Genomic DNA, 23,812 nt, shown 5'->3' with positions numbered 1-23,812 from the left:
TATTTTTGGCATAATGGAAAGCAGATTTTTATTAGGAGAAACGTGATGATCAAATATATTTTAGGATTCGTACTGGTGCTTGCTATCGTGCTTGTGGCAATTACTATTGGGGCAAACAACGATCAAGTCATCACTTTTAATTACATGATTGCTAAAAGTGAAGTTCAGCTTTCCACCTTAGTGGCAATTTTATTTGGTTTAGGGTTAATTTTAGGGTGGTTGATTACAGGCATTTTTTACCTCAAATTGAAATTTCAAAATATATCACTAACACGTCAAGTGAAACGTCAAACCTTACAAATCAATGAATTAACAGCAAGTCGAGATAAGGCTGTTTAAGCATGCTTGAATTACTTTTCTTGCTTTTGCCTATTGCTGCGGCATATGGTTGGTATATGGGGCATCGAAGTGCGAAGAAAGATCAGGAAAGTATCAGCAATAAATTATCCCGTGATTATGTGACGGGGGTAAATTTTCTTTTATCAAATCAACCCGAAAAAGCGGTTGATTTGTTTCTTAATATTCTGCAAAAACAAGAAACAGAAAATGAAATTGAAAGCAGTTCCCAATTTGAAGCGGAGCTGACGTTGGGGAACTTATATCGTTCTCGTGGCGAGGTGGATCGGGCTTTACGCATTCACCAAGCATTAGACCGTAGCCCTGACTATACTTTTGAACAAAAATTACTCGCCAAACAGCAACTGGCGAAAGACTTTATGACCATTGGTTTTTATGATCGAGCGGAAACCTTGTATATCATTTTGGTGGATGAGCCCGAATTCGCTGAAAATGCCTTGCAACAATTGGCTCAGCTTTATCAGAAAACGAAAGAGTGGAAAAAAGCGATTAATGTCGCAGAAAAATTGGAAAAAATTGCTCCAAAAGAAGATAACATTGAATTAGCACAATATTATTGTGAATATGCCAAGTCGCTAGCCTTGCAAGAAAAAGAGGATCCTCGTCCTTGGTTGGAGCAAGCATTAAAGGTTTCGCCACAATGTGTGAGAGCCTCTATGCTACTTGGTGAATTATTGATTGCACGTAAAGACTATCAAAGTGCGGTGCGTATTTTAGAAAATGTATTACAACAAAAACCTGCTTATGTAGGTGAAATTCTTGCCCCGTTAAAGGACTGTTATCAGCAGCTTAATCAACTTGAAAATTTTGAGCTTTTTCTCATTAAAGCAAGTCATTCAGTAAAAAATAGTGCGGTGGAATTGGCGTTAGCTGATTTGATTGAGGAAATTGATGGTAAAGCAGCGGCACAAGCAAAACTTTATCAACAATTAAACCAGCATCCTACCACGCTGTTATTTCATCGTTTTATTCAATATCAAATTGATGATGCAGAATCTGGGCGAGGGAAAGAAAGTTTAGTGTTATTACATAAAATGGTAGGGGAGCGTATTAAACAAAGGGCTGGGTATCGCTGTGCAAAATGCGGTTACTCTGCACATAAATTAATATGGTGCTGCCCATCTTGCCGTCGTTGGGAAAGCATTAAGCCAATTGATGGAATTGAACATAATTAATTGAACACAGAGAGGGAAAATTATGACAAGTAAAATTATTGTTGCATTGGATTACGAAAAAGAAGAAGAGGCTCTACGTCTAGTGGACCAAATTGATCCAAGCTTATGTCGTTTAAAAGTGGGTAAAGAAATGTTTACCACCTTAGGCACAAAATTTGTGAAAGAACTACATAAACGTGATTTTGATGTTTTCTTAGATTTAAAATTCCATGACATCCCAAATACAGTGGCAAGAGCGGTACGTTCTGCGGCAGATTTAGGTGTGTGGATGGTCGATCTTCACGCCAGTGGTGGTTTACGCATGATGGAAGAAGCCAAAAAAATTCTAGAACCTTATGGCAAAGATGCACCTTTACTGATCAGCGTTACGGTGCTCACGAGCATGGAAGATTTAGACCTATTACAAATTGGTATTAATGCATCGCCAATGGAGCAAGTGATTCGTTTAGCTAACTTAACACAGCGTGCGGGGCTAGATGGGGTGGTGTGTTCTCCACAAGAAGTCGAAATTTTACGAGCAAATTGTGGAAAAGATTTTAAATTGATCACACCAGGCATTCGCCCTATTGGCAGTGATTTTGGCGATCAGCGTCGTGTGATGACGCCTGCTGCGGCTATCCGTTCTGGTTCTGATTATTTAGTTATTGGTCGCCCAATCACGCAAGCAGATAATCCTGCTGAAGTCTTAAAAGCGATTAATGCATCGTTAAAAGTGGCAAATTAATTATCATGTCAAGTGAACTGGTTTATTCGACCGAAACAGGTCGCATTAAAATAGAAAAACCTCAACCCATCCGCCCAAAAGGTGATGGCATTGTACGTATTCAACGCCAAGTAAGTGGTCGGAAAGGCAGTGGAGTATCCGTCATTACAGGATTAGATTTAGCCGATGCAGAATTAAAACTGCTTGCCGCAGAATTAAAAAAACGCTGTGGTTGTGGTGGTGCAGTAAAAAATGGCACCATTGAAATTCAGGGGGAAAAACGAGATTTGCTCAAACAATTACTTGAACAAAAAGGCTATCAAGTTAAGCTAGCAGGCGGCTAGTTTTAGTCATTTGCTGTGTATAAAATGAAAAAAGATTGAAATGTCTGACGATGTCAGGTTTCAATCTTTTTTTAGGTGTAATGGACAAAAATGTGGGATTTTTGCCCGTTACACCTTTTTAGTTGGATAAAACTTTTTTGAAATTGACCGCACTCTTTATTAAAGAGGTGTTATTTAAATCCTATATTTGTCATTTAACTACTTAAACGCTTGATTTATCAGCAATTCATCACTTATTAGTGTGAATATGCCACTAAAATTGATGCACTTAAGGCAATAACGGCGAGGGCGAAAAAGTGCGGTTTAATTTGGGTTGCTTTTTTGCTAAAGAATTTCGCCGCAAATACAATATAGGCAACGAGTAATAGCATTTTACAGATAAACCAAATTTCAAAACTATGGCTGAATAGAATAAACATACTCACCCCAGTGATGAGTAATAAGGTATCGCTTAGGTGCGGTATGATTTTTAGTAATTTCTTTTCACGCCAATTTTTACCCATCAGTTGCATGACACCACGAACCAACAACAAAATAAGGCTTAAAAATGCACAAACAATATGGGTATAAATTAAATAAAGGTCCATTTTGATTCCTCCCAAATGAAAAAAGCAGTAGCAACACTACTGCCTTTGCTTAAAAATACTTTACTCTACGGTATCAGGATTTTCTCCCCCACTTTCAGGGGCGACATCTTCCGCATCCTCTTCATCAACTTCACAGATACGTTGTAATCCGACTAAGGTTTCATCATCACCAGTACGAATTAAACGAACACCTTGTGTATTACGACTCACGACGCTGATTTCACTTACACGGGTACGTACGAGTGTGCCCGCATCTGTAATCAACATAATTTGATCGCTTTCTTCAACTTGGGTAGCCGCCACCACTTTACCGTTGCGTTCACTCACTTTGATAGAAATCACCCCTTTGGTGTTACGCGATTTTGTTGGATATTCTGCCAACGCCGTGCGTTTACCATAGCCGTTTTGTGTGGCGGTTAAGATAGCCCCGTCATTTTTAGGTACGACTAAAGACACCACTTTATCAATATTCAGATCGAGCACCTCTGAAGCGTTATCTTCAGAAACCTCTTCAATTTCGACCGCACTTTCATCTTCAGACAGGTCATTGGTTAATGCCAGTTTGATGCCTCGCACCCCAGTTGCGGCGCGACCCATCGCACGCACCGCATTTTCATTAAAGCGAACCACACGACCTTGTGCTGAGAAAAGCATGATTTCATTGTTTCCGTCGGTAATATCCACACCAATGAGTTCATCTTCATCACGTAAGTTCAATGCGATAATCCCGCTTGAGCGTGGACGACTAAATTCGGTTAAGGCAATTTTTTTCACGATACCGCCAGCCGTTGCCATGACCACAAATTTATCTTCTTCATAAGCGGCAACAGGCAAGATTGCGGTGATTCGTTCATTTTCATCTAAGGGGAGAATATTGACGATAGGTCTGCCACGTGCCCCTCGGCTAGCTTGTGGGAGTTGATAAACTTTTAACCAATATAAACGCCCACGGCTTGAGAAACACAGAATGGTGTCATGGGTATTGGCGACTAAAAGACGTTCAATAAAGTCTTCTTCTTTGGTTTTTGCTGCCGATTTTCCTTTGCCACCACGACGTTGAGCTTCATAGTCTGTTAATGGCTGATATTTGACATAGCCTTCGTGTGAAAGGGTGACCACCACATCTTCTTGAGCGATTAAATCTTCAAGATTGATATCGCCAGAGCTTGCGGTAATTTCTGTACGACGTGGGTCATTGAATTGTTCACGAATTTGTTCTAACTCTTCACGAATCACTTCCATTAAACGCTCAGGACTGCGTAAGATATGTAATAGCTCACCGATGGCATCAAGTAGCTTTTTATATTCATCAAGAATTTCATCATGACCTAAGTTGGTGAGTTTTTGTAAACGTAAATCTAAAATTGCTTGCGCTTGCACTTCGGTCAGGTAATAAACATTATCATGAATGCCATATTGTGCTTCCAGGTCTTCTGGGCGTGCGGCATCAACGCCTGTGGCTGCGAGCATTTGTGATACATGACCCAACGCCCAAGCTTGTGCTAATAACGCACGTTTTGCACTTTCTGGATTAGGGGCTTGGCGGATGAGCTCAATGATTGGATCCACATTGGCAAGTGCAATGGCTAATCCCTCTAAAATATGAGCACGTTCACGGGCTTTACGTAATTCATAAACCGTACGACGAGTGACCACTTCACGGCGATGTAATACGAACGCTTCGATTAACTGTTTCAGATTGAGCAGTTTTGGTTGACCTTTGTCTAAGGCAACAATATTGATCCCGAAGGTGACTTGTAATTGAGTTAAGGCATAAAGGTTGTTTAGTACCACTTCACCGACAGCATCTCGTTTGATTTTAATTTCAATTCGCATACCGTCTTTGTCGGACAAATCCGTGATCGCACTGATGCCTTCGACTTTTTTCTCTTTGACAAGATCGGCGATTTTTTCGATTAATTTTGCTTTGTTGACTTGATAAGGAATTTCATGAACGACAATGGTTTCACCGCCTTTTTCATCGGTTTCCACTTCGGCTTTGGCACGCACATAGATTTTTCCTCGCCCTGTTTTATAGGCTTCTTCAATGCCTTTGCGACCATTGATTAAGGCAGCAGTAGGGAAGTCGGGACCTGGAATATGCGTCATTAATTCATCAATAGTGATGTCATTGTTTTCGATATAGGCTAAACAACCGTCTAACACTTCTCCGAGGTTGTGTGGGGGAATATTGGTTGCCATTCCCACGGCAATACCGGAAGAACCGTTGACTAAGAGTGTCGGTACTTTGGTAGGAAGGACTTCAGGAATTTGTTCAGAACCATCATAGTTAGGTAAAAAGTTGACGGTTTCTTTATCAAGATCGGCTAATAATTCATGGGCGATTTTTGTCATGCGAGCTTCGGTATAACGCATAGCCGCCGCTGCATCACCATCAATTGAACCGAAGTTACCTTGACCATCAACAAGCATATAACGCAATGAGAAAGGCTGTGCCATACGCACGAGGGTATCATAGACCGCACTATCACCGTGAGGGTGATATTTACCGATAACATCACCCACGATACGGGCACATTTACGATAAGGTTTGTTATATGCATTGCCGCCTTCATGCATGGCAAATAACACTCGACGATGCACTGGTTTTAAACCGTCACGCACGTCGGGTAACGCACGTCCTACGATGACAGACATCGCATAATCCAGATATGAAGATTTCAGTTCTTCTTCAATACTGATTGGGCTAATGTCTTGATGAATAGTATCTTGGACTAAATCGGTCATTGAAAACTTCCTAATCATTAAGTTTGATTAATCAAAAAATTGTCGGAATTATAGCACAAAATCTGTTTCCCCTCTAATTTTATAGTGAAATTTTGTTGGATTTGGGGAATAATAATGCATTGTTTTTATTCAACCCCATAAGAAAAATCAAATGCAAAATATCGATCAGCAAGAATTGGAAAAATTCGAAAAAATGGCAAAAAGTTGGTGGGATCCTCAAGGGGATTTTAAACCGATTCATCAGCTTAACCCACTGCGTTTACGCTATATCGCACAGCAAGCCAATGGGCTAATGGGCAAAAAGGTGTTAGATGTAGGCTGTGGTGGCGGTATTTTGTCAGAAAGCATGGCAAAACAAGGGGCAACGGTGACGGGGATTGATATGTCATCCGCCCCTTTGCAAGTGGCGAAAAATCATGCGTTAGAGAGTGGATTATGCATTGATTATCAACAAATTACCATTGAAGATTTTTTACAAAATCAGACCGCACGTTATGCTGAAAAAGGTGAGGAAGAGAAATTTGATGTGATCACCTGCATGGAAATGTTAGAGCATGTGCCTGATCCTAGCTCGATTATCGCAAGTTGTAAGCAATTATTAAAACCCAATGGTGTTGTTTTTTTCTCAACCATTAATCGCACCTTGAAAGCATGGGCGTTGGTGATTATTGGGGCGGAATATGTGTTGAAACTGTTGCCCAAAGGAACACATGATTATGACAAATTCATTAAACCTGCTGAGTTACTCAATTGGTGTGATGAAGCTCAATTAACCTGTTTCGATATGGCAGGCTATCATTATAATCCATTGACAGGAACCTTTTGGTTAAATAAAGATGTCAGTGCCAATTATATGGCAAGTTTTCGCATTCAAGCTTGAATTGAAAAGTGATGAATATAAGTTTGAAATGAAAAAGTGCGGTATAAATCATGAAAATTTATACCGCACTTTTTAAATGAAAAGAGAAAATAAACTATTTTTTACCATTTTCATCGCATTTATTCACATTGCTACATTTTCCGTAAAGGTACAAGCTATGTGTTGCAAGTTCAATACCGTGTTGTTTTGAAATTTCACGTTGACGTTTTTCAATAATGTCATCGTTGAACTCAAACACTTTGCCACAGTCGACACAAATAATATGGTCATGGTGTTCGCCTGGTGCTAATTCAAAAACGGATTTATTGCCTTCAAAGTTGTGGCGGATCAGGATATTGGCTTCATCGAATTGGTTTAAAACACGATAAACGGTGGCTAAACCAATTTCTTCCCCTCTTTCTAACAACATTTTGTAGATATCTTCCGCCGAGAAATGTTGCATACTATTTTTTTCTTGCATTAATGCCAAAATAGTTAAACGAGGTTCGGTAATTTTCAGCCCTGCTTTTTTCAAAAGTTTGATATTTTCTTCAGACATAGTAGCCCCTTAATCATTTTGCTATTAAGCAAGTTCTGCTAAACACATTTCGTCATACACTTGCTTAACCCATTTTTCCACACGTTCTGCGGTCAGTTCAGGTTGTCGATCTTCATCAATGCATAAGCCTACGAAAGTTTTTTCATCCACTAATGCTTGGGAAACTTCAAAGTTATAGCCCTCGGTTGGCCAGTGTCCCACAATAATTGCCCCTCTTGGTTCAATAATATTGCGGACTGTTCCCATCGCATCGCAGAAATACTCAGCGTAGTCTTCTTGATCCCCACAGCCAAAAATAGCCACTAATTTATCAGTGAAATCAATTTCTTCTAAAGTCGGAAAGAAATCGTCCCAGTCACATTGTGCTTCACCGTAATACCAGGTTGGGATACCAATCATTAAGAAATCATATGCTTCAATATCTTCTTTTGTACTTTTTGCAATATCATGAATATCAACTAAATTACTACCTAGTTGTTTTTGAATCATTTTGGCAATATTTTCCGTATTACCAGTATCACTGCCATAAAATAAACCAACAACAGCCATCTTTGTTACCTATGTTCTTGAATATTAAAATAATCTTGTAAAATAGTTACAATCACTTCTGATCGACTAACATTCAAAGTTGCCGCCAAATCTTCTAGTTGTTCAACTAAATCCATATGTAATTTTAATTCTACCCGTTTTAATCCGATGGATTTATCACGTTTTAATTGATTACGTTTATTAATACGGACTTGTTGTTCACGACTCAGTGGATTTGTTTTGGGGCGTCCAACTTTGGGAGTATTAGCAAAGAGATCTAATGTAATACAATCTGCGTCTTGTTTTGCCATTTTGTCAAATCACTGAAAATCCGTGGCTAATTGAGAATGATAAGCCACAACTAAATTAATGCTGAACTATAACACAATTCATGTGGGATTAAAATACGCTTTCAGCCCTTGTGAGCTATTTATTTGATATTAAAAATCTTTCAATTGCACGGATCACCCATTCTGGTTTTTCGGCATGCACCCAGTGACCGCTTCCATTTATGGTAAAGGCAGTGGCTTGAGGAAATTGAGCCAAGATTTGTTCACTGTCTTCAAGTTTGATGTAGTTTGATTGACCACCACGAATAAATAAAGTGGGTGTGGTGCTTTGACAAGGTTGCCAATCCATAATATTGGCATAATTTTTATGCAGTGCACTGAGATTGAAGCGAAAATAGTCTGGAGCCGTGGGATCAAAGGATTTCAGCATAAATTGAGTAATGGCTTCATTGGAAATATAGCTTGTTAAGATGTGTTTTGCATCTTGTCGGTTATGGGGTTGTGCGGCTTTGGTGGCAAAAAGTGCGGCAAACACCTCATCATGCCAGCGATCTTCATATTTTACGGGAGCAATATCGATCACAATCAGTTTTTCGACTAAGTGAGGATAAAGTGCGGTCAATTTCATGGCAGTTTTTCCGCCCATGGAATGCCCAATGAGAATCACTTTATTGAGGGAGAGATGTTGAATTAGGTGTGCTAAGTCTTCTGCCATGACATCGTAATGCATTTCATCATGATGAAAACTTTGACCATGATTACGTAAATCAACACGTAAAATGGAATAGTTTTCGCTAAAGGCACGAGCAATCACGCCTAAATTATTCATATCGCCAAATAAGCCATGAATAAAGACCAAGGTGGGTTGATTCGCATGTTGTTTTAATTCATCAAATTGGAAATGCAGTAAATTTTGTTTCGACATCATTTTTGTATATAGAGTATTTGTAAATAAGTCGTTATAATGTGTTAAATTTTTAAAGAGATCAAGCAAGTGGAGGAAAAATGAAAATTATTGAAGTTGATGAAGAGCTTTATCAATACATTGCCAGTAAAACGCAGTCTATTGGTGAAAGTGCATCGGAGATTTTACGCCGTTTGCTTAATTTCCCGCAACACAATCTTGACCATGAAAATCTAAACACGCCAGCAGTAAAACAGGAAACGCCTGTTCACACAGAAGAAAAGCCTATGCCGAAAACTGTGTCGGTGCATGAGGATGATGAGACGCCGATTTTGGTGACGACCAAAAAGCAATCCGATGAGTCTATTCAGCATGTGGTGTCTAAAGTCAAAAGCTTACTTGATTCTGCAGAATTTCAACAAGAAACCAAAGCCGTTGTTCGTTTTTTGAATCTTTTACGTGTGTTGTATCGTTCTAATCCAGAAAGTTTTGCTCAGGCAACGGAATCGTTACAAGGGCGTACTCGAGTGTATTTCGCCCGAGATGAAGGCACATTATTAATGGCTGGCACGCATACCAAGCCGAAACAAATTCCCGATACACCATATTGGGTGATTACCAACACAAACAGCAATCGCAAAATGCTTATGCTAGACAGTGCGATGCAATCCATGCATTTACCCATGCATTTAATTGACGAAGTTAGACCTTACTTTGTTACCCCATAAAAGATGTTTCCTTGGCAACAATTTTCCTCTGATCCCCATTTTATGCATCACATCGCCTTGCAAGATTCGCAAGGCGAGGTTTTTACATGGGCGGCGTTAAACCAAAAAATCGATCAAGTGGCAAGGCTGTTGCACACACAAGGCTTGCAAGCCCAGCAAGGTATCGCCCTTTGTGGAAAAAATGATTTGTCGCTTTTATTGGTTTATTTTGCGGCTTTGCAACTTGGGGCGAGGGTGCTGCCCCTTAATCCAGCCTTTCCTCAGGAAAAAATTATCCAACTCTGTGAAGAAATGGCTATTCATTTTTACTATTCTGCAACACATCCTCTTACGCATTCGACGATTCAGTCCCTTTCGTTTGATCTTGTTATGGCAGCGATTCACCATGAACAGGAAATGTTGCCAGAATGCCCTCCCGAAAGCCGTAAAGTGCGGTCGATTTTTAAAAAGTTTTATCAGCCTGCCACCATGACACTCACCTCAGGCTCAAACGGTAAGCCAAAAGCGGTGGTTCATCATATTCAAGCGCATCTCGACAATGCCAAAGGGGTGTGCCAACTGATGCAATTTACACCACAGCACAGCTGGCTACTTTCTTTACCTATGTATCATGTGTCTGGACAAGGTATTCTTTGGCGTTGGTTATTGGTTGGGGCGAGGTTACATTTACCTCGTCAGGATTTTTACGCCTCTGTTTGTCAAGCCACTCATGTGTCTTTAGTGCCGACACAATTACAACGTTTGTTGCAATATTGGCAAGATAACCCAACCTGTGCATATCAAACCACACACATTTTATTGGGTGGTGCCGCCATTCCAACAGAATTAACACAAAGGTTAGCAGAAAAGGGCGTGGCAAGTTATTCTGGCTATGGGATGACAGAAATGGGGTCGACCGTGTTTGCCAAATGCAGTGATGGACGAGCAGGGGTGGGGCAACCTTTATTAGGACGCGAATATCAGCTGGTAGATGAGGAAATTTGGCTAAGAGGGGCAGGATTGGCGATGGGCTATTGGCAACAAGGACAGCTTCTGCCGTTGACGAATGCACAAGGTTGGTTGCAAACCAAAGATCGAGGGCAATGGAGAGAAAGAGAGTTGGTCATTTTGGGGCGACTTGATAATATGTTTATTTCGGGGGGAGAAAATATTCAACCTGAAGAAATTGAAGCGGTCATTTCGGGTTACCCAGCGGTAAAACAAGTCTTTGTTTTACCAAAAGAGGATTCCGCATTTGGACAACGCCCTGTGGCAATGATTGCGTTTTATCAACCCTTTTCTGCGAGACTTGTCGAAGACTTGCAACTGTGGTTAACTAACAAGCTTGAGAAGTTTAAACAGCCCGTGCAATATTTCTCTTTGGATGTGGAAAAATTGACACAAGGGGCGATTAAGATTTCACGCACAACATTAAAAACTGAGCTAAAGGATTTACTAGGAAAATAACCAATGAAGAAAGCAAATTTTATTACGTCTTTATTAGTGGGATTAAGCCTACTTTTTGCCTTGAATACCTCAATGGCAACATTAGTATCGGAAAGCGAACTGAAAACACAATTAGAGGCGGCCAAAAGTGCGGATAAAAATGATCCGAATAATAAAACCGTGGTTCAAAATCTTGAGGAAACACTGGGCTTATTAGGCAAGATTCAGCAACAAAAAGAGGACGTGAGTGCATTAAATGCCAAAATTGCAAGTGCGGCAGAGCTAACCGTCAAAGCACAAAAACATTTAGATGAGGTGAAAAAAACAGAATCGGTTAGTTTAGCTGCATTAGAAAAGCTCTCGTTAACCGAGTTGCAACAAAAACTCACCTTGGCACAACAAAAACTCCAACAAAATCAATTAGCCACGAATAATTTAAACACAGAATTGGTGTCATTACGCACAGTTCCTGAACGTGCACAAGCGACATTAACGAGCAATTTAACACGCACGCAAGAGATTCATAAACAAATCTCTGCCCCTGATATTTTGCCAAGCAGTAAAGTGCGTTTGGAGACTGAGTTAGAACTGATTGAAGAACAAAATAATTTTAATAAGGCGTTATTACAAGGCAATAATGCTTTGACATCCTTGTACACCGTACAATTAGAAGAGAAAAGCTTGGAATTGCATCGTACACAAGAACATATTAAGTATTTGCACGATGCTATCAATCAAAAATACTTGCAAGAATCCCAACAGCAAGTAGAACAATTAGAAAAATCACAGCAAGATAATAAGAAAAACAGTCATCCCGCCGTTACAAAGCAGCGGGAGATGAACCTCAAATTAAGCCAAGAGTTAGTGCAACAAACTACAGTGATGAATGCACTTTCCCAAGATAATTTACGAATTAAAAATGTGTTAGATAACTTGCAACAAACACAGCGTAATATTGATGATCAAATCAGTGCATTACAGGGAACATTAGTCCTTTCTCGGATCATTAATAAGCAAAAAAACCTGTTACCGCAAGATCAAATGATCAGTGGCTTATCAAAACGCATTACGGATTTACGTGTTCGCATTTTTGATCTAACAGAAGCAAGAGATAGCCTTTATGATTCACAGGCGTATATTGCGAATTTAGAGAAAAAGGAGCTGACAGTATTTAGTGATGAAGATAAAAAACAACTGAATACCCTTTTACAAGAACGCCGTAAATTGCTTTCTGACACCTTAAGTCTATTAAATAACCAACTTAATTTAGCAATTAATATTGAGTTAAACCAAAAACAGGTGACGGCGATCAGTGATCAATTACAAACGCAGTTACAACAGCAAAGTTTTTGGGTGAAAAGTAATGCCCCAATTGATTTAGATTGGATCACGGCGTTTTTACCTGCATTTCAAGTGCAAGTGAAAGAGATTATTAAGCAAATTGATTTTTCCAATTGGCAAGATGATTTTTTACCAACAGCCCTATTAATTGCGGTGCTACTTGCCTTATTTGGTTTTATTCAGTTACAAAAAAATAAAATTAAACAACGTTTAAATCATATTAATTCACAAATTAACACCCTCACATCAGACAGTCAGTGGCATACGCCAGAAGCGGTGATGTGGACCTTAGTCTTGTGTATACCAAGCACCTTGATCTTTTTGGCAATTTTATTGGTGGTGGTGTATCTCTGCTTTGCTCACCCTTTTAACTTGTGGCCATGGTTATTGACGATGACCGCTTATTGGTGGTTCTTTGCCTTTATGTTGGCGTTGCTTCGTCCAAATGGTATTGCATATCGTCATTTTAATATGCCGAAACAGAGTGTCGAAACCTTCCATAAAGTGTTAAAACGCTCAGTTTGGATTTCAGCTTTATGGGTTAACGCATCGATTTTCACACATTTAGAAACGGGAATTACCAATGATGTCATCGGTCAGGTGATGACGATTTCAGTCTTGATTATTTCTTTGCTGATTCTTGGTCCTCGTATTCGTTCTGCGGTGAAATCCTATGAAAACTCGCAGGAAAATGAAAAATCTTCCCATATTATTTTAAAACTAGGACGCCTTTTCCTTGTGCTTGCCCCGATCGCCTTAATCGTGTTGGTGGCAATGGGCTATTACTACACCGCATTAAATTTAATGGCACATTTAATGTCTTCTTATTTTGTGGTAACAGGTTGGTTAGTCTTAAAAAATATTATTTATCGTGGGTTGACCGTCTCTGCTCGCCGTATTTCTTATAATCGTTTAAAAGAAAAACGTGAACAACAAGCCGTGATTAAAATCGAAACGGAAGAAGAATTAGGCTTAGATTTACAACAGAATGAAAGCTTAGGCATCGCCCAAGTGAAAGACCAAATTTTGCGTGTAACAGACCTATTATTGACTGTAACCTTATTTGGCTTATTGTACTGGGTGTGGGCAGATCTGGTGACTGTCGCCTATTATTTGCAAGGGGTGACGTTATGGAAACAAATGGAAGTGACCACCGCAGGAACGATTGTTGAGTCGATCACCTTATTAAATCTACTGTTAGCTGTTGCCATTTTAATTGCGATGTATGCTTTAGTGCGTAATATCGGCGGGTTATTAGAGGTATTAATTTTTTCGAGAATCAGTTTTTCACAAGGTACCCCTTACACCATTACCACCCTTGCCACTTATTTTATTATTGCAATTGGGGCAGGTTTTGCGTTCTCCACATTAGGGATGTCATGGTCGAAATTGCAATGGCTATTTGCGGCGTTATCTGTGGGTTTGGGTTTCGGTTTACAAGAAATTTTTGCTAACTTCGTTTCTGGTTTGATCATTTTATTTGAGCGTCCAGTGCGTATTGGTGATGTGATCACAATTGGTGAATATTCAGGAACAGTATCAAAAATTCGTATTCGTTCAACAACCTTAATTGATTTTGACCGTAAAGAAGTGATTGTGCCAAATAAAGCCTTCGTGACAGAACGTCTAGTGAACTGGGCATTGAATGATACTATTACCCGTGTGGTGATTCGTGTTGGTGTAGGTTATGGTTCCGATCTTGAGTTAACAAAACGTTTATTATTACAAGCGGCAAGCGATTGTGAACGAGTATTGAAAGATCCAGAACCAGTGGTGTATTTCTTGAATTTTGGTGCAAGCTCGCTAGATCATGAATTACGCTTATATGTGGGTAAAATCGCGGATCGTAATCCAACCGTGGATTTCTTAAACCGTCGTGTTAATAAATTATTTGAAGAGAATGGCATTGATATTTCATTTAATCAGTTGGATGTGTTTATCAAAAACCAAGTGACCAATGAAGAAGTGAAACTCAACCCACAATGTTTTCCAACTCAAAAACAGGAAGGATAAAATATGGCAGGAAATAGCATTGGGCAACTTTTCCGAGTGACCACTTTTGGCGAGTCGCATGGTATTGCACTTGGTTGTATTGTCGATGGCGTACCACCAGGGCTTAGCTTATCGGAAGCAGATATTCAACCTGATTTAGATCGCCGCAAACCGGGCACCTCTCGTTACACTACACCACGTCGTGAAGATGACGAAGTCCAGATTTTATCGGGCGTGTTCGAGGGCAAAACCACTGGGACGAGCATTGGCATGATCATCAAAAATGCCGATCAACGTTCGCAAGATTATGGTGAAATTAAAGATCGTTTTCGCCCAGGACATGCGGATTTTACCTATCAGCAAAAATATGGTATCCGTGATTATCGAGGGGGGGGGCGTTCTTCGGCACGAGAAACCGCAATGCGTGTTGCAGCTGGTGCCATTGCCAAAAAATATTTGCGTGAACATTTTGGTGTGGAAGTGCGTGGATTCCTTTGCCAAATTGGTGACGTGACGATTTCCCCTCAAGTGATTGAGCAAATTGACTGGCAACAGGTCAATAGCAATCCATTTTTCTGCCCTGATCCAAGTGCGGTGGAAAAATTCGACGAATTGATTCGCCAACTGAAAAAAGAGGGCGATTCCATTGGGGCGAAATTAACTGTCGTAGCAGAAAATGTGCCTGTGGGCTTAGGTGAGCCTGTTTTTGACCGTTTAGATGCGGAACTTGCTCATGCGTTAATGGGCATTAATGCGGTGAAAGGGGTTGAAATTGGCGACGGTTTTGCGGTCGTCTCACAACGAGGTTCTGAGCACCGTGATGAAATGACACCAGAAGGCTTTTTATCTAACCATGCTGGTGGCATTTTAGGTGGGATTAGCTCAGGTCAACCGATTATTGCCACAATTGCATTGAAGCCCACCTCGAGCATTACTATTCCAGGGCGTTCGGTAAACGTGGCGAATGAACCTGTGGAAGTGGTCACCAAAGGACGCCATGATCCTTGTGTTGGGATTCGTGCCGTGCCTATTGCAGAAGCAATGGTTGCCATTGTGTTACTTGACCATCTATTAAGGCACAAAGCACAAAATAGATAAATCATAACAGGGAGCATCAGGCTCCCTCTTTAACTGAGAGACGTGCACTGCACGGAATACATTTATGGTGAAATGGGTAAAAAACGCAGTCATATTGACCGCACTTTTTAGTGCGTTTTCTTATGCATCTCCACAAGAGTGGCAAAAAATTAAGCGTCCGATTCCAGGGAATCCAGAACCTGTTGGAAGCTATTCTAACGGCTGTATTATTGGGGCAGAGGCCTTGCCCTATAAAGGTGAAGGCTATCAAGTGATTCGTAAAAACCGTAACCGTTATTATGGACACCCTGATATGATTCGTTATTTGCAGCGTTTAGGCAAAAAAGTGAAAGCAGCGGGTATGCCAACCATGTTAGTCGGGGATATTGCCATGCCTGGTGGCGGACGCTTTTTAACGGGACACGCCAGCCATCAAATGGGACTCGATGCAGATATTTGGCTAAGAATGGGCACCATGTCCGATCAAGATGCCCTGAATTCTGATGGGAAAGGTCTGCTAGTTGTGGATCGTAAAGCACAACGTGTTGATGAGAAAATCTGGCAAGCAAACCATGGAAAATTAATTAAATTAGCGGCACAAGATCCTAATGTGACACGTATTTTTGTCAATCCTGCTATTAAGCTTAAATTGTGCGAAACCGCAGGGGCAGATCGTGCATGGTTACATAAAGTGCGTCCTTGGTTTGGACATGATTCACACTTTCATGTGCGTTTAGCTTGTCCTAAAGGGGCACATTATTGCGAAAATCAAGCCCCTGTGCCAAGTGGTGATGGTTGTGGTGCGGAATTGTATTCTTGGTTTGAACCTGCGAAGCCCTCAAGCACACCTGCGAAACCGAAAGTGACTCCGCCACCGCCACCTCTTTGTCAGCAAATTTTAAATGCACCAAACCGAAGTGAATGGTTGGAGTAGTGATGACATTAAGTATCGAAATTATTGCGTTATTATTTTTTGTGGCTGCCGTAGCGGGGTTTATTGATGCGATTGCAGGTGGCGGTGGCTTAATCACTATCCCCGCATTGCTCATGACAGGCATGCCCCCTGCTTTAGCCTTGGGGACAAATAAATTACAAGCTTGTGGGGGATCCTTTTCAGCAAGCTTGTATTTTTTACGTCAACGTGCAGTTAATTTGGCGGACGTTTGGCTCATTTTATTGATGACCTTTATTGGTGCCGCTTTAGGGACGATTCTTATTCAAATTGTCGATGGCGGATTAATTAAAAAAGCCTTACCTTTTTTGATTTTAGCCATCGGGTTATATTTTTTGCTCACACCGAAATTGGGGCATGAAGATCGCCAAAAACGGATTTCTTATCTGGCATTTGCCTTCAGTGCAGGGTTTGGCATTGGCTTTTATGATGGTTTTTTTGGCCCTGGCACAGGCTCCATGCTAAGTCTTGCATTTGTGATGTTGCTCGGCTTTAATCTCACCAAAGCCACAGCACATGCGAAGGTGCTAAATTTTACCTCCAATATTGCCTCCTTGATTTTCTTTTTACTCGGGGGGCAAATTCTTTGGTCTGTGGGCTTAGCCATGATGTGTGGTCAAATCATTGGGGCAACATTGGGGGCGAAAATGGTATTAACGAAAGGAAAAGCGTTAATTCGTCCCATGGTGGTGATCATGTCGCTGATGATGACCATAAAAATGGCCTACGATCAGGGTTGGTTCAATTAAATAGGAATTTGAATGTCAGAAGATACACGTTTAACAGGTCGGGTGGGGTACGAACCCCATTTCTCATGGTCTTATTTATTACCGAAATACTGGGGAATTTGGCTCGGTATTTTAGGGTTACTAATACTTGCCTTTGTGCCTTTTCGGTTGCGTGACGGGTTTGCCAGTAAACTTGGCGTGATTATTGCCCGCAAAGCGAAAAAGCAATATCACCGTGCGAATGTAAATTTACAATATTGTTTTCCTCATTGGACAGAACAGCAGCGAGCAGAAACCATTGAGAAAATGTTTATTGTGGTGACGCAAGTGATGCTCGGCATTGGGGAAATTGCCGTACGCTCAAAAGCACATTTACAAAAACGCAGTGAATTTATTGGGCTTGAGCATATTAAACAGGCAAGAGAAGCTGGCAAAAACATTATTTTATTAGTGCCTCATGGCTGGGCGATTGATGCATCGGGGATTATTCTACATACACATGGTATGCCCATGACATCCATGTACAATCCGCACCGTAATCCACTTGTGGATTGGTTGTGGACGGTTGTTCGTCAACGTTTTGGTGGTAAAATGCATACCCGTCAAAATGGCATTAAACCCTTTTTAGCCCAAGTGAAAAAAGGGGAAATGGGGTATTATTTACCCGATGAAGATTACGGGGCTGAACTCAGTGTGTTTGTGGATTTTTTTGCGACCTATAAAGCCACCTTGCCAGGCATTAATAAAATGGCACGTTTGGCGAAAGCGGAGGTGATTCCCATGTTCCCACGTTACAACGCACAACGTGGAAAATATGAAATGGAAATCCATCCACCACTTGAATTAAGCGATGATCCGCTTCAATCGGCAAGGGCTATGAATCAAGAAATAGAAAGTTTTGTCACCCCCACACCAGAACAATATGTTTGGATCCTACGTTTATTAAAAACACGCAAAGCAGGTGAAGATATCTATCGTTAAATTTTTCTATTTATGATAATATTTTTCGCCCTATTTTAAATTTTTCTTATTTTTAACCGCACTTTTCAGGCAACATAATGAAAAACAAACTTGCTTTAATTAAATCATCCATTAAATCCATTCCTAATTATCCAAAGGAAGGGATTATTTTCCGTGATATCACCAGTTTACTTGAAGTTCCAGAAGCATTTCATGCAACCGTTGAGCTGATTGTTGAACATCATAAAAATAAAGGCATTACGAAAGTATTAGGTACTGAATCTCGTGGTTTTATTTTTGGTGCACCTATTGCATTGGCGTTAAACGTGCCTTTCGTCTTAGTGAGAAAACCGGGCAAATTGCCTCGTGAAACCATTTCTCAAACCTATCAGTTAGAATATGGTCAAGATACTTTAGAAATCCACACCGATGCCATTGAAAAACATGACAATGTGTTAATTATTGATGATTTATTGGCAACAGGTGGCACCATTGAAGCGACCTCAAAGCTTGTCAATCGTCTTGGTGGTGAAGTGAAATATGCCGCTTTTGTGATTAATTTACCCGATTTAGGGGGCGAAAAACGACTCAACGGATTAGGGATTGAAACCTTTAATTTAGTGAATTTTGAAGGGCATTAATCCTGATTACACATAACACAATTAAGCAAAGAAATAAGGGTGGAAAATGAGCTATCAAGTATTGGCAAGAAAATGGCGACCAAAAACTTTTACTGAAGTGGTTGGACAACGTCATATTTTGACCGCACTTTCTAATGGCTTGAAAGAAAACCGCTTACACCATGCTTATCTTTTTTCTGGCACACGTGGCGTGGGAAAAACCTCCATTGCCCGTCTTTTTGCCAAAGGGCTTAATTGTGTTCATGGGGTCACCGCAGAACCTTGTGGCGAATGCGAACATTGTAAAGCCATTGAAGAAGGGCGTTTTATCGATCTCATTGAGATCGATGCGGCTTCTCGCACCAAAGTGGAAGATACCAGAGAATTGCTCGATAACGTGCAGTACAAACCTGTACAAGGGCGTTACAAAGTGTATCTCATCGATGAAGTACACATGCTTTCTCGCCATTCTTTCAATGCGTTATTGAAAACCTTGGAAGAACCCCCTGAATATGTCAAATTTTTGCTTGCCACGACGGATCCCCAAAAATTACCTATCACCATTTTATCGCGTTGTATGCAGTTCCATTTAAAAGCATTGGAACAAACGCAAATTGCCCAACATCTTGAGTTTATTCTCAAACAAGAGCATATCCCGTTTGATTTTCTCGCCTTAGAAAAGTTAGCGAAAGCCGCCCAAGGCAGTATTCGAGACAGCTTAAGTTTGACCGATCAAGCCATTGCTATGAGTAATGGTAATATCAGTTTGAGTGTCGTCAATGACATGCTCGGTTTATTAGATGACAATCAAGCCATTGAGGTGATCTATGCTTTACAGCAAGGCGATGGCGAAAGCATGATGGGGATCGTTCAGCGTGTGGCGGAAAAAGGTGTCGATTGGGACGAATTTTTACGTGATATTGGTGAACAATTACATCATATTGCGATGAAACAATTGCGACCAAAAACGCAATTAGATGAAAGTTCACAGTTGGACTTTCTGGCAACCCATATTTCACCAGATGATTTGCAATTCTTTTATCAAGTGATTTTATCGGGACGTCAAGAACTGGCCTTTGCCCCCACACAACGTATTGGGGCTGAAATGACCTTATTACGTGCCTTGGCATTTTCACCGAAACAGGTAAATGCTGAGGCATCTGTTGGCAGTGCGGCATCCTCATCTGCAGCCACAACGCCATCTCATTCCACTGCCTATGTTGATATGCCAGTGGTATCACAAAACATCAAAGCACAATATGCACCGAATGTGTTGGAAAAGTCTGCCACAAAACCTTCGTCAACCCCAGCCGTGCCTGTTTCACCAACGCCTTCAGTTTCACCTGAATCTGCGACGGTGTCTTCATCAACTGCCGAAACACAAACGGATGCCACTCATTCTGTTGCGTTAGAGGCATTGGCTGAATTGGATAAATTAGACAGTGTCAGTTTATCTCAGTTAAATCAGGAAAAAAAAAACCTTGATGTAGCCCCTTCCCAGCCGTCTTCGGTTGTTGCCCCTCATTCTAAAACGACAGAAAAATTGACCGCACTTCCTGTGGTTGAGGCGAAATCGTTGGATCAACGCTTAACGACACAGAAAACGCCTGTCCAACTTCAGCCGATAACGGAGGAGGAATCAGGCATGTCTGCCATGCATGATCTGGAAACCGAAAATGCATTAGAGGCGGAAGAAGGGGAGATGAGCGACAGTGAAAATCTTGCAGAAACTTACCGTTGGGCGTGGCGTAATCCTGAATTGGCGAATTTGCAATCAGGTCCAACACCTTCTGAATTAAAACAATCCTTAGAAAAAGACATTACGCCAGAGTTAAGAGAAAAAGTGATTTCCCTTGCTCGTCAGGAAGATGAATGGACGAATATTGTAGAGTCGCTTGAGATTAATAATCTCACTAAAGAATTGGCACTCAATTGTGCGTTACTTGAAAAACAACAAGGTCAAATTTTGTTGGGGATTCGTCCAGAAAAGGCACATTTAGAAAAACAAACCTTTGTGAAAAATTTGGCACAGCAATTATCGCAATTTTATCATGAGAAAATTGAGGTGGTGATTTCAGTCAATTCAGAGATTGACTCAACACCAACGGATTTTTATCGTCAAACCTATAAAAGGTTGCGTGATAAAGCAAAGCTTGATTTACAACAAGACAGTAAATTACAGCTTTTTTTAACCGAGTTTCATGCCGAACTTGATCTACATTCAGTGAAACCTGTGTAAAAAGCAGATTCACTTAAAAGTGCGGTCTATTTTGCAAAAGTTTTATGCCCTTGTGTGTTTCCAAGGGCTTTTTTGTTATTTCATGGCTTCTTTTTAGGATTCAAATCCACATATCCTCGTTCGGATAAAACGCCTTGTTTCGACTTTTTAATGATTTTTTCAATGGTGGCACCCTGCACGAGGATGGAGAACGTCACCACGGCATAGGTCATCACTAATAATAAATCTCGTACGTCCATACCAATATGTGGCATAAATAAGGTTTCTTTGGGAATAGACAGTGCCATGGCAAGGGATAGACCGCCACGCAATCCGCCCCAAGTGAGAATTTTCAAGGTGTAAGGGTTGTAGCTTCGGAAACGTTGCATGATTTTAAAAGGGATCCAAACGCTGAAATAACGCCCCAGTAGACAAACGGGAATGGCAAGCAACAACAAAATGCCCCCTTGATAAGTGAAATCGACCAGTAATAATGCCAAGCCAATGAGCAAGAACAGTAATGAATTGAGGAAGTGATCAATCATTTCCCAAAAGTGATCCAAATATAAACGACTTTGTTTTGAGAAGCCGACATAGCGGGTCCAGTTGCCGATTAAAATGCCCGACACCACCATGGCTAAAGCACCAGAAACATGCAACATATTGGCAAGCATAAAACCTGCGGTTGGAATGGTTAAGGTTAAAAGAATTTCTAAACTGCCATCATCGGTTGATGAAATCAATAAGTGGGCAACAAAGCCAATCACGAAACCAAATAAAATGCCACCGACCGCTTCTTGAAGAAAGAGACGAGCAATACCGCTTGCAGAAGGCTCATGCCCACCAAATGCCACAGCAAAAATGGTGGTGAAAATCACCAAGCCCACCCCATCATTAAATAAAGATTCGCCTTCCACTTGCATGGATAAACGTTTGGGGGCTTTTAAATTTTTGATAATGGCAAGCACGGCAATGGGATCGGTAGGAGAAATTAAGGCACCGAATAAAATACAGTAAATGAGATCAATTTGTAACCCAATTAAGCGGGACAGACCGTAAAGGAAGAAACCGATAAGAAAGGTCGAAGCAAGGGTAGAAAAGAGGGCAAATGTAGTGATTTCCCATCGTTGATTTCGTAGCACGGGGAGCTTAATGCCCAATGCCCCAGCAAAGAGTAAGAAACCCAAAATCCCGTTGAGCAAAAAACTTTTAAAATCAAGTTGCTCCATTATGTGGGCGGCGAAGGTATCTAAGTTAAACCAGTTTAAATTACCGAAAATAAGAAAGGTGACGGAGACAATCATGGAAGTGGCGGTGATGGCGATCGTGTATTGGATTTTGTCGCTAATTTTCCGAGTAATAAAGCCGATAAAAATAGAAATGGCGGATAAAAAACAGATATAAGTGTAAATATTCATAGGGTTGCTTTCCTGGACTACGTAAAAAGCCAATTTCCTGATACAGAAAATTGGCTCGGGTAGTATAACAAACAACAGCTATATAGAAAGTGATAATCGTCAAATAGAGTGAAATACGATAATTAAATAATCGCCGTGATGAGAATTTCGACTTTCCAATGTGGATCAGCCAGTTTAGCTTCCACCGTTGCACGAGCTGGTGGAGCATGCGGATCAACCCACTCGTCCCAAGCTCGATTCATGGCTTCGTAGTCGTTCATATTAGCAAGATAAATTTGTGCACGAATAATGTTACTCTTATGAGACCGCACTTCGGCTAATAATTTATCTATCAAGCCAAGCACTTCTTTGGTTTGTTCATACGCATCTGAATGGATGGTTTTTTCGGGGACTTGTCCTGATAAATAAATCACACCATTATAAATAGCCATTTCGGATAATCGCTCATTTGAATGAAAACGTTGCACTTTGCCCATTTTACCTCCCTAAATTGTTTTTCACTCATGAAAGAATATCTATTTTGTATCAAACTCGTTACAATTAAGCAACTTAATTCTTTCGCAGAGTGAGGTGTCCATGAAATTATTACTCTCAAACCAGCACGGCGCCATTGTCATGGCATTGCTGCCTTTTTTATATGGTATGTTGATGACCACGCCTGTCTGGCAACATCTCTTTTTATTGCTCGCATGGTTTAGTTTATATTTAATGACTTACCCCTTCTTAAATTTATTCAAAAATAGGAATCAAGCCACCAATATCAAATGGAGCTGGATTTATGGCATGAGCAGTGCACTTTTTGCTGTACCTGCATTATTCCATGAATGGCACATTCTGTATTTTTTATTGGCGATGTTACCGCTCGTGGCGGTCAATATTTATTATGTCAAACAAAAAGATGAACGGGCGTTATTAAACGATTTTGCCGCCATTGTGATTTTTGCTATTGCGGGAATGGCATCCTATTATTTTTCTGATCGTGCCTTTGATCATAAAATTTGGTGGGTGGCACTTTATCCTAGCTTATTTTTTGTCGGTGCGACGTTGTATGTGAAATCCGTGATGCGAGAGCGAAAAAATCCACATTATTTATGGGCATCCATTGCCTTTCATGTAGTTTGTGTGTTGATTTTTTTACCTTTGCACCAATATTTGTTAGCATTAACCTATTTACCTGCACTGATTCGATCAGTTTGGTTACCCAAAATCAAATTATCAGTTAAACAGGTGGGATTAATTGAGTTGGCAATCTCACTACTCTTTTTTGTAATGCTATTCATAGCAACACGATAACAGGTG

At 40.6% G+C, this 23,812-nt stretch carries 23 protein-coding genes and 1 pseudogene; 16 read left to right on the top strand and 8 right to left on the bottom strand.

The features are described 5' to 3' along the window. The first annotated feature begins 45 nt into the window (after positions 1-45). From ACPEEM_RS06030 to yciH, 4 genes are read left to right on the top strand one after another with little or no spacing between them, the layout of a single operon-like run. Positions 46-339: a LapA family protein gene (locus tag ACPEEM_RS06030; protein WP_424402682.1), complete on the top strand. Its 294-nt coding sequence runs from the start codon at positions 46-48 to the stop codon at positions 337-339. Between the two features lie 2 nt (positions 340-341). Next, entirely contained in the window at positions 342-1,532 is a 1,191-nt protein-coding gene (gene lapB, locus ACPEEM_RS06025) for a lipopolysaccharide assembly protein LapB (RefSeq protein WP_424408175.1), read from the top strand. A 22-nt stretch (positions 1,533-1,554) separates the two neighbouring features. Next, the gene (pyrF, locus tag ACPEEM_RS06020) at positions 1,555-2,256 is read left to right on the top strand and encodes an orotidine-5'-phosphate decarboxylase (protein ID WP_424402684.1); all 702 of its coding nucleotides are present in this window, start codon (positions 1,555-1,557) and stop codon (positions 2,254-2,256) included. Between the two features lie 5 nt (positions 2,257-2,261). Next, entirely contained in the window at positions 2,262-2,579 is a 318-nt protein-coding gene (yciH, locus tag ACPEEM_RS06015; protein ID WP_424402685.1) for a stress response translation initiation inhibitor YciH, read from the top strand. Positions 2,580-2,815: 236 nt separating this feature from the next. Here the strand turns inward: yciH and ACPEEM_RS06010 are convergent, their stop codons facing one another. Beyond that, on the bottom strand, positions 2,816-3,166 hold the full coding sequence (locus ACPEEM_RS06010; RefSeq protein ID WP_424408173.1) for a SirB2 family protein: 351 nt from the start codon (positions 3,164-3,166) through the stop codon (positions 2,816-2,818). Between the two features lie 60 nt (positions 3,167-3,226). Next, on the bottom strand, positions 3,227-5,914 hold the full coding sequence (gyrA, locus tag ACPEEM_RS06005) for a DNA topoisomerase (ATP-hydrolyzing) subunit A (protein ID WP_424408171.1): 2,688 nt from the start codon (positions 5,912-5,914) through the stop codon (positions 3,227-3,229). Between the two features lie 151 nt (positions 5,915-6,065). Between gyrA and ubiG the strand changes: the two genes are divergently transcribed. Next, positions 6,066-6,794: a bifunctional 2-polyprenyl-6-hydroxyphenol methylase/3-demethylubiquinol 3-O-methyltransferase UbiG gene (gene ubiG / locus ACPEEM_RS06000; RefSeq protein WP_424408169.1), complete on the top strand. Its 729-nt coding sequence runs from the start codon at positions 6,066-6,068 to the stop codon at positions 6,792-6,794. 94 nt (positions 6,795-6,888) lie between these two features. Here the strand turns inward: ubiG and fur are convergent, their stop codons facing one another. The 4 genes from fur to ACPEEM_RS05980 all read right to left on the bottom strand — a co-directional run bounded on the left by fur (position 6,889) and on the right by ACPEEM_RS05980 (position 9,075). Beyond that, positions 6,889-7,332 (bottom strand): ferric iron uptake transcriptional regulator, encoded by a 444-nt coding sequence (gene fur / locus ACPEEM_RS05995; protein WP_424402689.1) that lies wholly within the window; start codon positions 7,330-7,332, stop codon positions 6,889-6,891. A gap of 24 nt (positions 7,333-7,356) precedes the next feature. Next, a complete protein-coding gene (gene fldA / locus ACPEEM_RS05990) occupies positions 7,357-7,881 on the bottom strand; it encodes a flavodoxin FldA (protein WP_424402690.1) in 525 nt (174 codons plus the stop codon). Positions 7,882-7,886: 5 nt separating this feature from the next. Further along, positions 7,887-8,171 carry a LexA regulated protein gene (gene ybfE, locus ACPEEM_RS05985; protein ID WP_424402691.1) on the bottom strand — a complete coding sequence of 95 codons (285 nt, stop codon included), beginning with the start codon at positions 8,169-8,171 and terminating at the stop codon, positions 7,887-7,889. A gap of 115 nt (positions 8,172-8,286) precedes the next feature. After that, the gene (locus tag ACPEEM_RS05980; RefSeq protein ID WP_424403978.1) at positions 8,287-9,075 is read right to left on the bottom strand and encodes an alpha/beta fold hydrolase; all 789 of its coding nucleotides are present in this window, start codon (positions 9,073-9,075) and stop codon (positions 8,287-8,289) included. A gap of 80 nt (positions 9,076-9,155) precedes the next feature. On the opposite strand from ACPEEM_RS05980, the pseudogene ACPEEM_RS05975 reads away from it, so the two are divergent. The 10 genes and pseudogenes from ACPEEM_RS05975 to dnaX all read left to right on the top strand — a co-directional run. Beyond that, positions 9,156-9,212, top strand: a pseudogene (locus ACPEEM_RS05975) (hypothetical protein); the annotation flags it as partial. Positions 9,213-9,215: 3 nt separating this feature from the next. Continuing rightward, the gene (seqA, locus tag ACPEEM_RS05970) at positions 9,216-9,782 is read left to right on the top strand and encodes a replication initiation negative regulator SeqA (protein ID WP_424408229.1); all 567 of its coding nucleotides are present in this window, start codon (positions 9,216-9,218) and stop codon (positions 9,780-9,782) included. A gap of 3 nt (positions 9,783-9,785) precedes the next feature. Then, on the top strand, positions 9,786-11,228 hold the full coding sequence (menE, locus tag ACPEEM_RS05965) for an o-succinylbenzoate--CoA ligase (protein WP_424402693.1): 1,443 nt from the start codon (positions 9,786-9,788) through the stop codon (positions 11,226-11,228). 3 nt (positions 11,229-11,231) lie between these two features. Beyond that, complete coding sequence (gene mscK, locus ACPEEM_RS05960; protein ID WP_424408167.1) at positions 11,232-14,561, top strand: mechanosensitive channel MscK; 3,330 nt, start codon at positions 11,232-11,234, stop codon at positions 14,559-14,561. 3 nt (positions 14,562-14,564) lie between these two features. Beyond that, positions 14,565-15,638, top strand: coding sequence for a chorismate synthase (gene aroC / locus ACPEEM_RS05955; protein WP_424402695.1), 1,074 nt, complete (start codon positions 14,565-14,567; stop codon positions 15,636-15,638). A gap of 64 nt (positions 15,639-15,702) precedes the next feature. Continuing rightward, positions 15,703-16,551 carry a penicillin-insensitive murein endopeptidase gene (gene mepA / locus ACPEEM_RS05950; RefSeq protein WP_424402696.1) on the top strand — a complete coding sequence of 283 codons (849 nt, stop codon included), beginning with the start codon at positions 15,703-15,705 and terminating at the stop codon, positions 16,549-16,551. 2 nt (positions 16,552-16,553) lie between these two features. Further along, complete coding sequence (locus ACPEEM_RS05945; RefSeq protein ID WP_424405579.1) at positions 16,554-17,318, top strand: TSUP family transporter; 765 nt, start codon at positions 16,554-16,556, stop codon at positions 17,316-17,318. A gap of 12 nt (positions 17,319-17,330) precedes the next feature. Beyond that, a complete protein-coding gene (lpxM, locus tag ACPEEM_RS05940) occupies positions 17,331-18,278 on the top strand; it encodes a lauroyl-Kdo(2)-lipid IV(A) myristoyltransferase (RefSeq protein WP_424402698.1) in 948 nt (315 codons plus the stop codon). A gap of 77 nt (positions 18,279-18,355) precedes the next feature. Next, positions 18,356-18,898 carry an adenine phosphoribosyltransferase gene (gene apt / locus ACPEEM_RS05935; RefSeq protein ID WP_424405581.1) on the top strand — a complete coding sequence of 181 codons (543 nt, stop codon included), beginning with the start codon at positions 18,356-18,358 and terminating at the stop codon, positions 18,896-18,898. A 46-nt stretch (positions 18,899-18,944) separates the two neighbouring features. Continuing rightward, complete coding sequence (gene dnaX / locus ACPEEM_RS05930) at positions 18,945-21,116, top strand: DNA polymerase III subunit gamma/tau (protein ID WP_424408165.1); 2,172 nt, start codon at positions 18,945-18,947, stop codon at positions 21,114-21,116. Positions 21,117-21,196: 80 nt separating this feature from the next. Here dnaX and ACPEEM_RS05925 read toward each other — a convergent pair whose 3' ends face one another. Both ACPEEM_RS05925 and ACPEEM_RS05920 read right to left on the bottom strand, forming a co-directional pair. After that, positions 21,197-22,513, bottom strand: coding sequence for a cation:proton antiporter (locus ACPEEM_RS05925; RefSeq protein ID WP_424408163.1), 1,317 nt, complete (start codon positions 22,511-22,513; stop codon positions 21,197-21,199). A gap of 122 nt (positions 22,514-22,635) precedes the next feature. Next, positions 22,636-22,989 carry a RidA family protein gene (locus ACPEEM_RS05920; RefSeq protein WP_424402702.1) on the bottom strand — a complete coding sequence of 118 codons (354 nt, stop codon included), beginning with the start codon at positions 22,987-22,989 and terminating at the stop codon, positions 22,636-22,638. Positions 22,990-23,089: 100 nt separating this feature from the next. Here ACPEEM_RS05920 and ACPEEM_RS05915 point away from each other — a divergent pair, with 100 nt between their 5' ends. After that, complete coding sequence (locus ACPEEM_RS05915) at positions 23,090-23,806, top strand: YwiC-like family protein (protein WP_424408161.1); 717 nt, start codon at positions 23,090-23,092, stop codon at positions 23,804-23,806. Positions 23,807-23,812: the final 6 nt, after the last annotated feature.

This window comes from Pasteurella pantherarum (assembly GCF_049670885.1).
Lineage (GTDB): Bacteria > Pseudomonadota > Gammaproteobacteria > Enterobacterales > Pasteurellaceae > Pasteurella.
This window is presented reverse-complemented; position numbering and strand designations above follow the sequence as displayed.

What these genes read in the sequence shown, in the direction of transcription:
- ACPEEM_RS06030 (WP_424402682.1), top strand. Translation starts at nt 46, where the DNA reads ATGATCAAATATATTTTAGGATTCGTACTGGTGCTTGCTATCGTGCTT.
- lapB (WP_424408175.1), top strand. Translation starts at nt 342, where the DNA reads ATGCTTGAATTACTTTTCTTGCTTTTGCCTATTGCTGCGGCATATGGT.
- pyrF (WP_424402684.1), top strand. Translation starts at nt 1,555, where the DNA reads ATGACAAGTAAAATTATTGTTGCATTGGATTACGAAAAAGAAGAAGAG.
- yciH (WP_424402685.1), top strand. Translation starts at nt 2,262, where the DNA reads ATGTCAAGTGAACTGGTTTATTCGACCGAAACAGGTCGCATTAAAATA.
- ACPEEM_RS06010 (WP_424408173.1), bottom strand. Translation starts at nt 3,166, where the DNA reads ATGGACCTTTATTTAATTTATACCCATATTGTTTGTGCATTTTTAAGC.
- gyrA (WP_424408171.1), bottom strand. Translation starts at nt 5,914, where the DNA reads ATGACCGATTTAGTCCAAGATACTATTCATCAAGACATTAGCCCAATC.
- ubiG (WP_424408169.1), top strand. Translation starts at nt 6,066, where the DNA reads ATGCAAAATATCGATCAGCAAGAATTGGAAAAATTCGAAAAAATGGCA.
- fur (WP_424402689.1), bottom strand. Translation starts at nt 7,332, where the DNA reads ATGTCTGAAGAAAATATCAAACTTTTGAAAAAAGCAGGGCTGAAAATT.
- fldA (WP_424402690.1), bottom strand. Translation starts at nt 7,881, where the DNA reads ATGGCTGTTGTTGGTTTATTTTATGGCAGTGATACTGGTAATACGGAA.
- ybfE (WP_424402691.1), bottom strand. Translation starts at nt 8,171, where the DNA reads ATGGCAAAACAAGACGCAGATTGTATTACATTAGATCTCTTTGCTAAT.
- ACPEEM_RS05980 (WP_424403978.1), bottom strand. Translation starts at nt 9,075, where the DNA reads ATGTCGAAACAAAATTTACTGCATTTCCAATTTGATGAATTAAAACAA.
- menE (WP_424402693.1), top strand. Translation starts at nt 9,786, where the DNA reads ATGTTTCCTTGGCAACAATTTTCCTCTGATCCCCATTTTATGCATCAC.
- mscK (WP_424408167.1), top strand. Translation starts at nt 11,232, where the DNA reads ATGAAGAAAGCAAATTTTATTACGTCTTTATTAGTGGGATTAAGCCTA.
- aroC (WP_424402695.1), top strand. Translation starts at nt 14,565, where the DNA reads ATGGCAGGAAATAGCATTGGGCAACTTTTCCGAGTGACCACTTTTGGC.
- mepA (WP_424402696.1), top strand. Translation starts at nt 15,703, where the DNA reads ATGGTGAAATGGGTAAAAAACGCAGTCATATTGACCGCACTTTTTAGT.
- ACPEEM_RS05945 (WP_424405579.1), top strand. Translation starts at nt 16,554, where the DNA reads ATGACATTAAGTATCGAAATTATTGCGTTATTATTTTTTGTGGCTGCC.
- lpxM (WP_424402698.1), top strand. Translation starts at nt 17,331, where the DNA reads ATGTCAGAAGATACACGTTTAACAGGTCGGGTGGGGTACGAACCCCAT.
- apt (WP_424405581.1), top strand. Translation starts at nt 18,356, where the DNA reads ATGAAAAACAAACTTGCTTTAATTAAATCATCCATTAAATCCATTCCT.
- dnaX (WP_424408165.1), top strand. Translation starts at nt 18,945, where the DNA reads ATGAGCTATCAAGTATTGGCAAGAAAATGGCGACCAAAAACTTTTACT.
- ACPEEM_RS05925 (WP_424408163.1), bottom strand. Translation starts at nt 22,513, where the DNA reads ATGAATATTTACACTTATATCTGTTTTTTATCCGCCATTTCTATTTTT.
- ACPEEM_RS05920 (WP_424402702.1), bottom strand. Translation starts at nt 22,989, where the DNA reads ATGGGCAAAGTGCAACGTTTTCATTCAAATGAGCGATTATCCGAAATG.
- ACPEEM_RS05915 (WP_424408161.1), top strand. Translation starts at nt 23,090, where the DNA reads ATGAAATTATTACTCTCAAACCAGCACGGCGCCATTGTCATGGCATTG.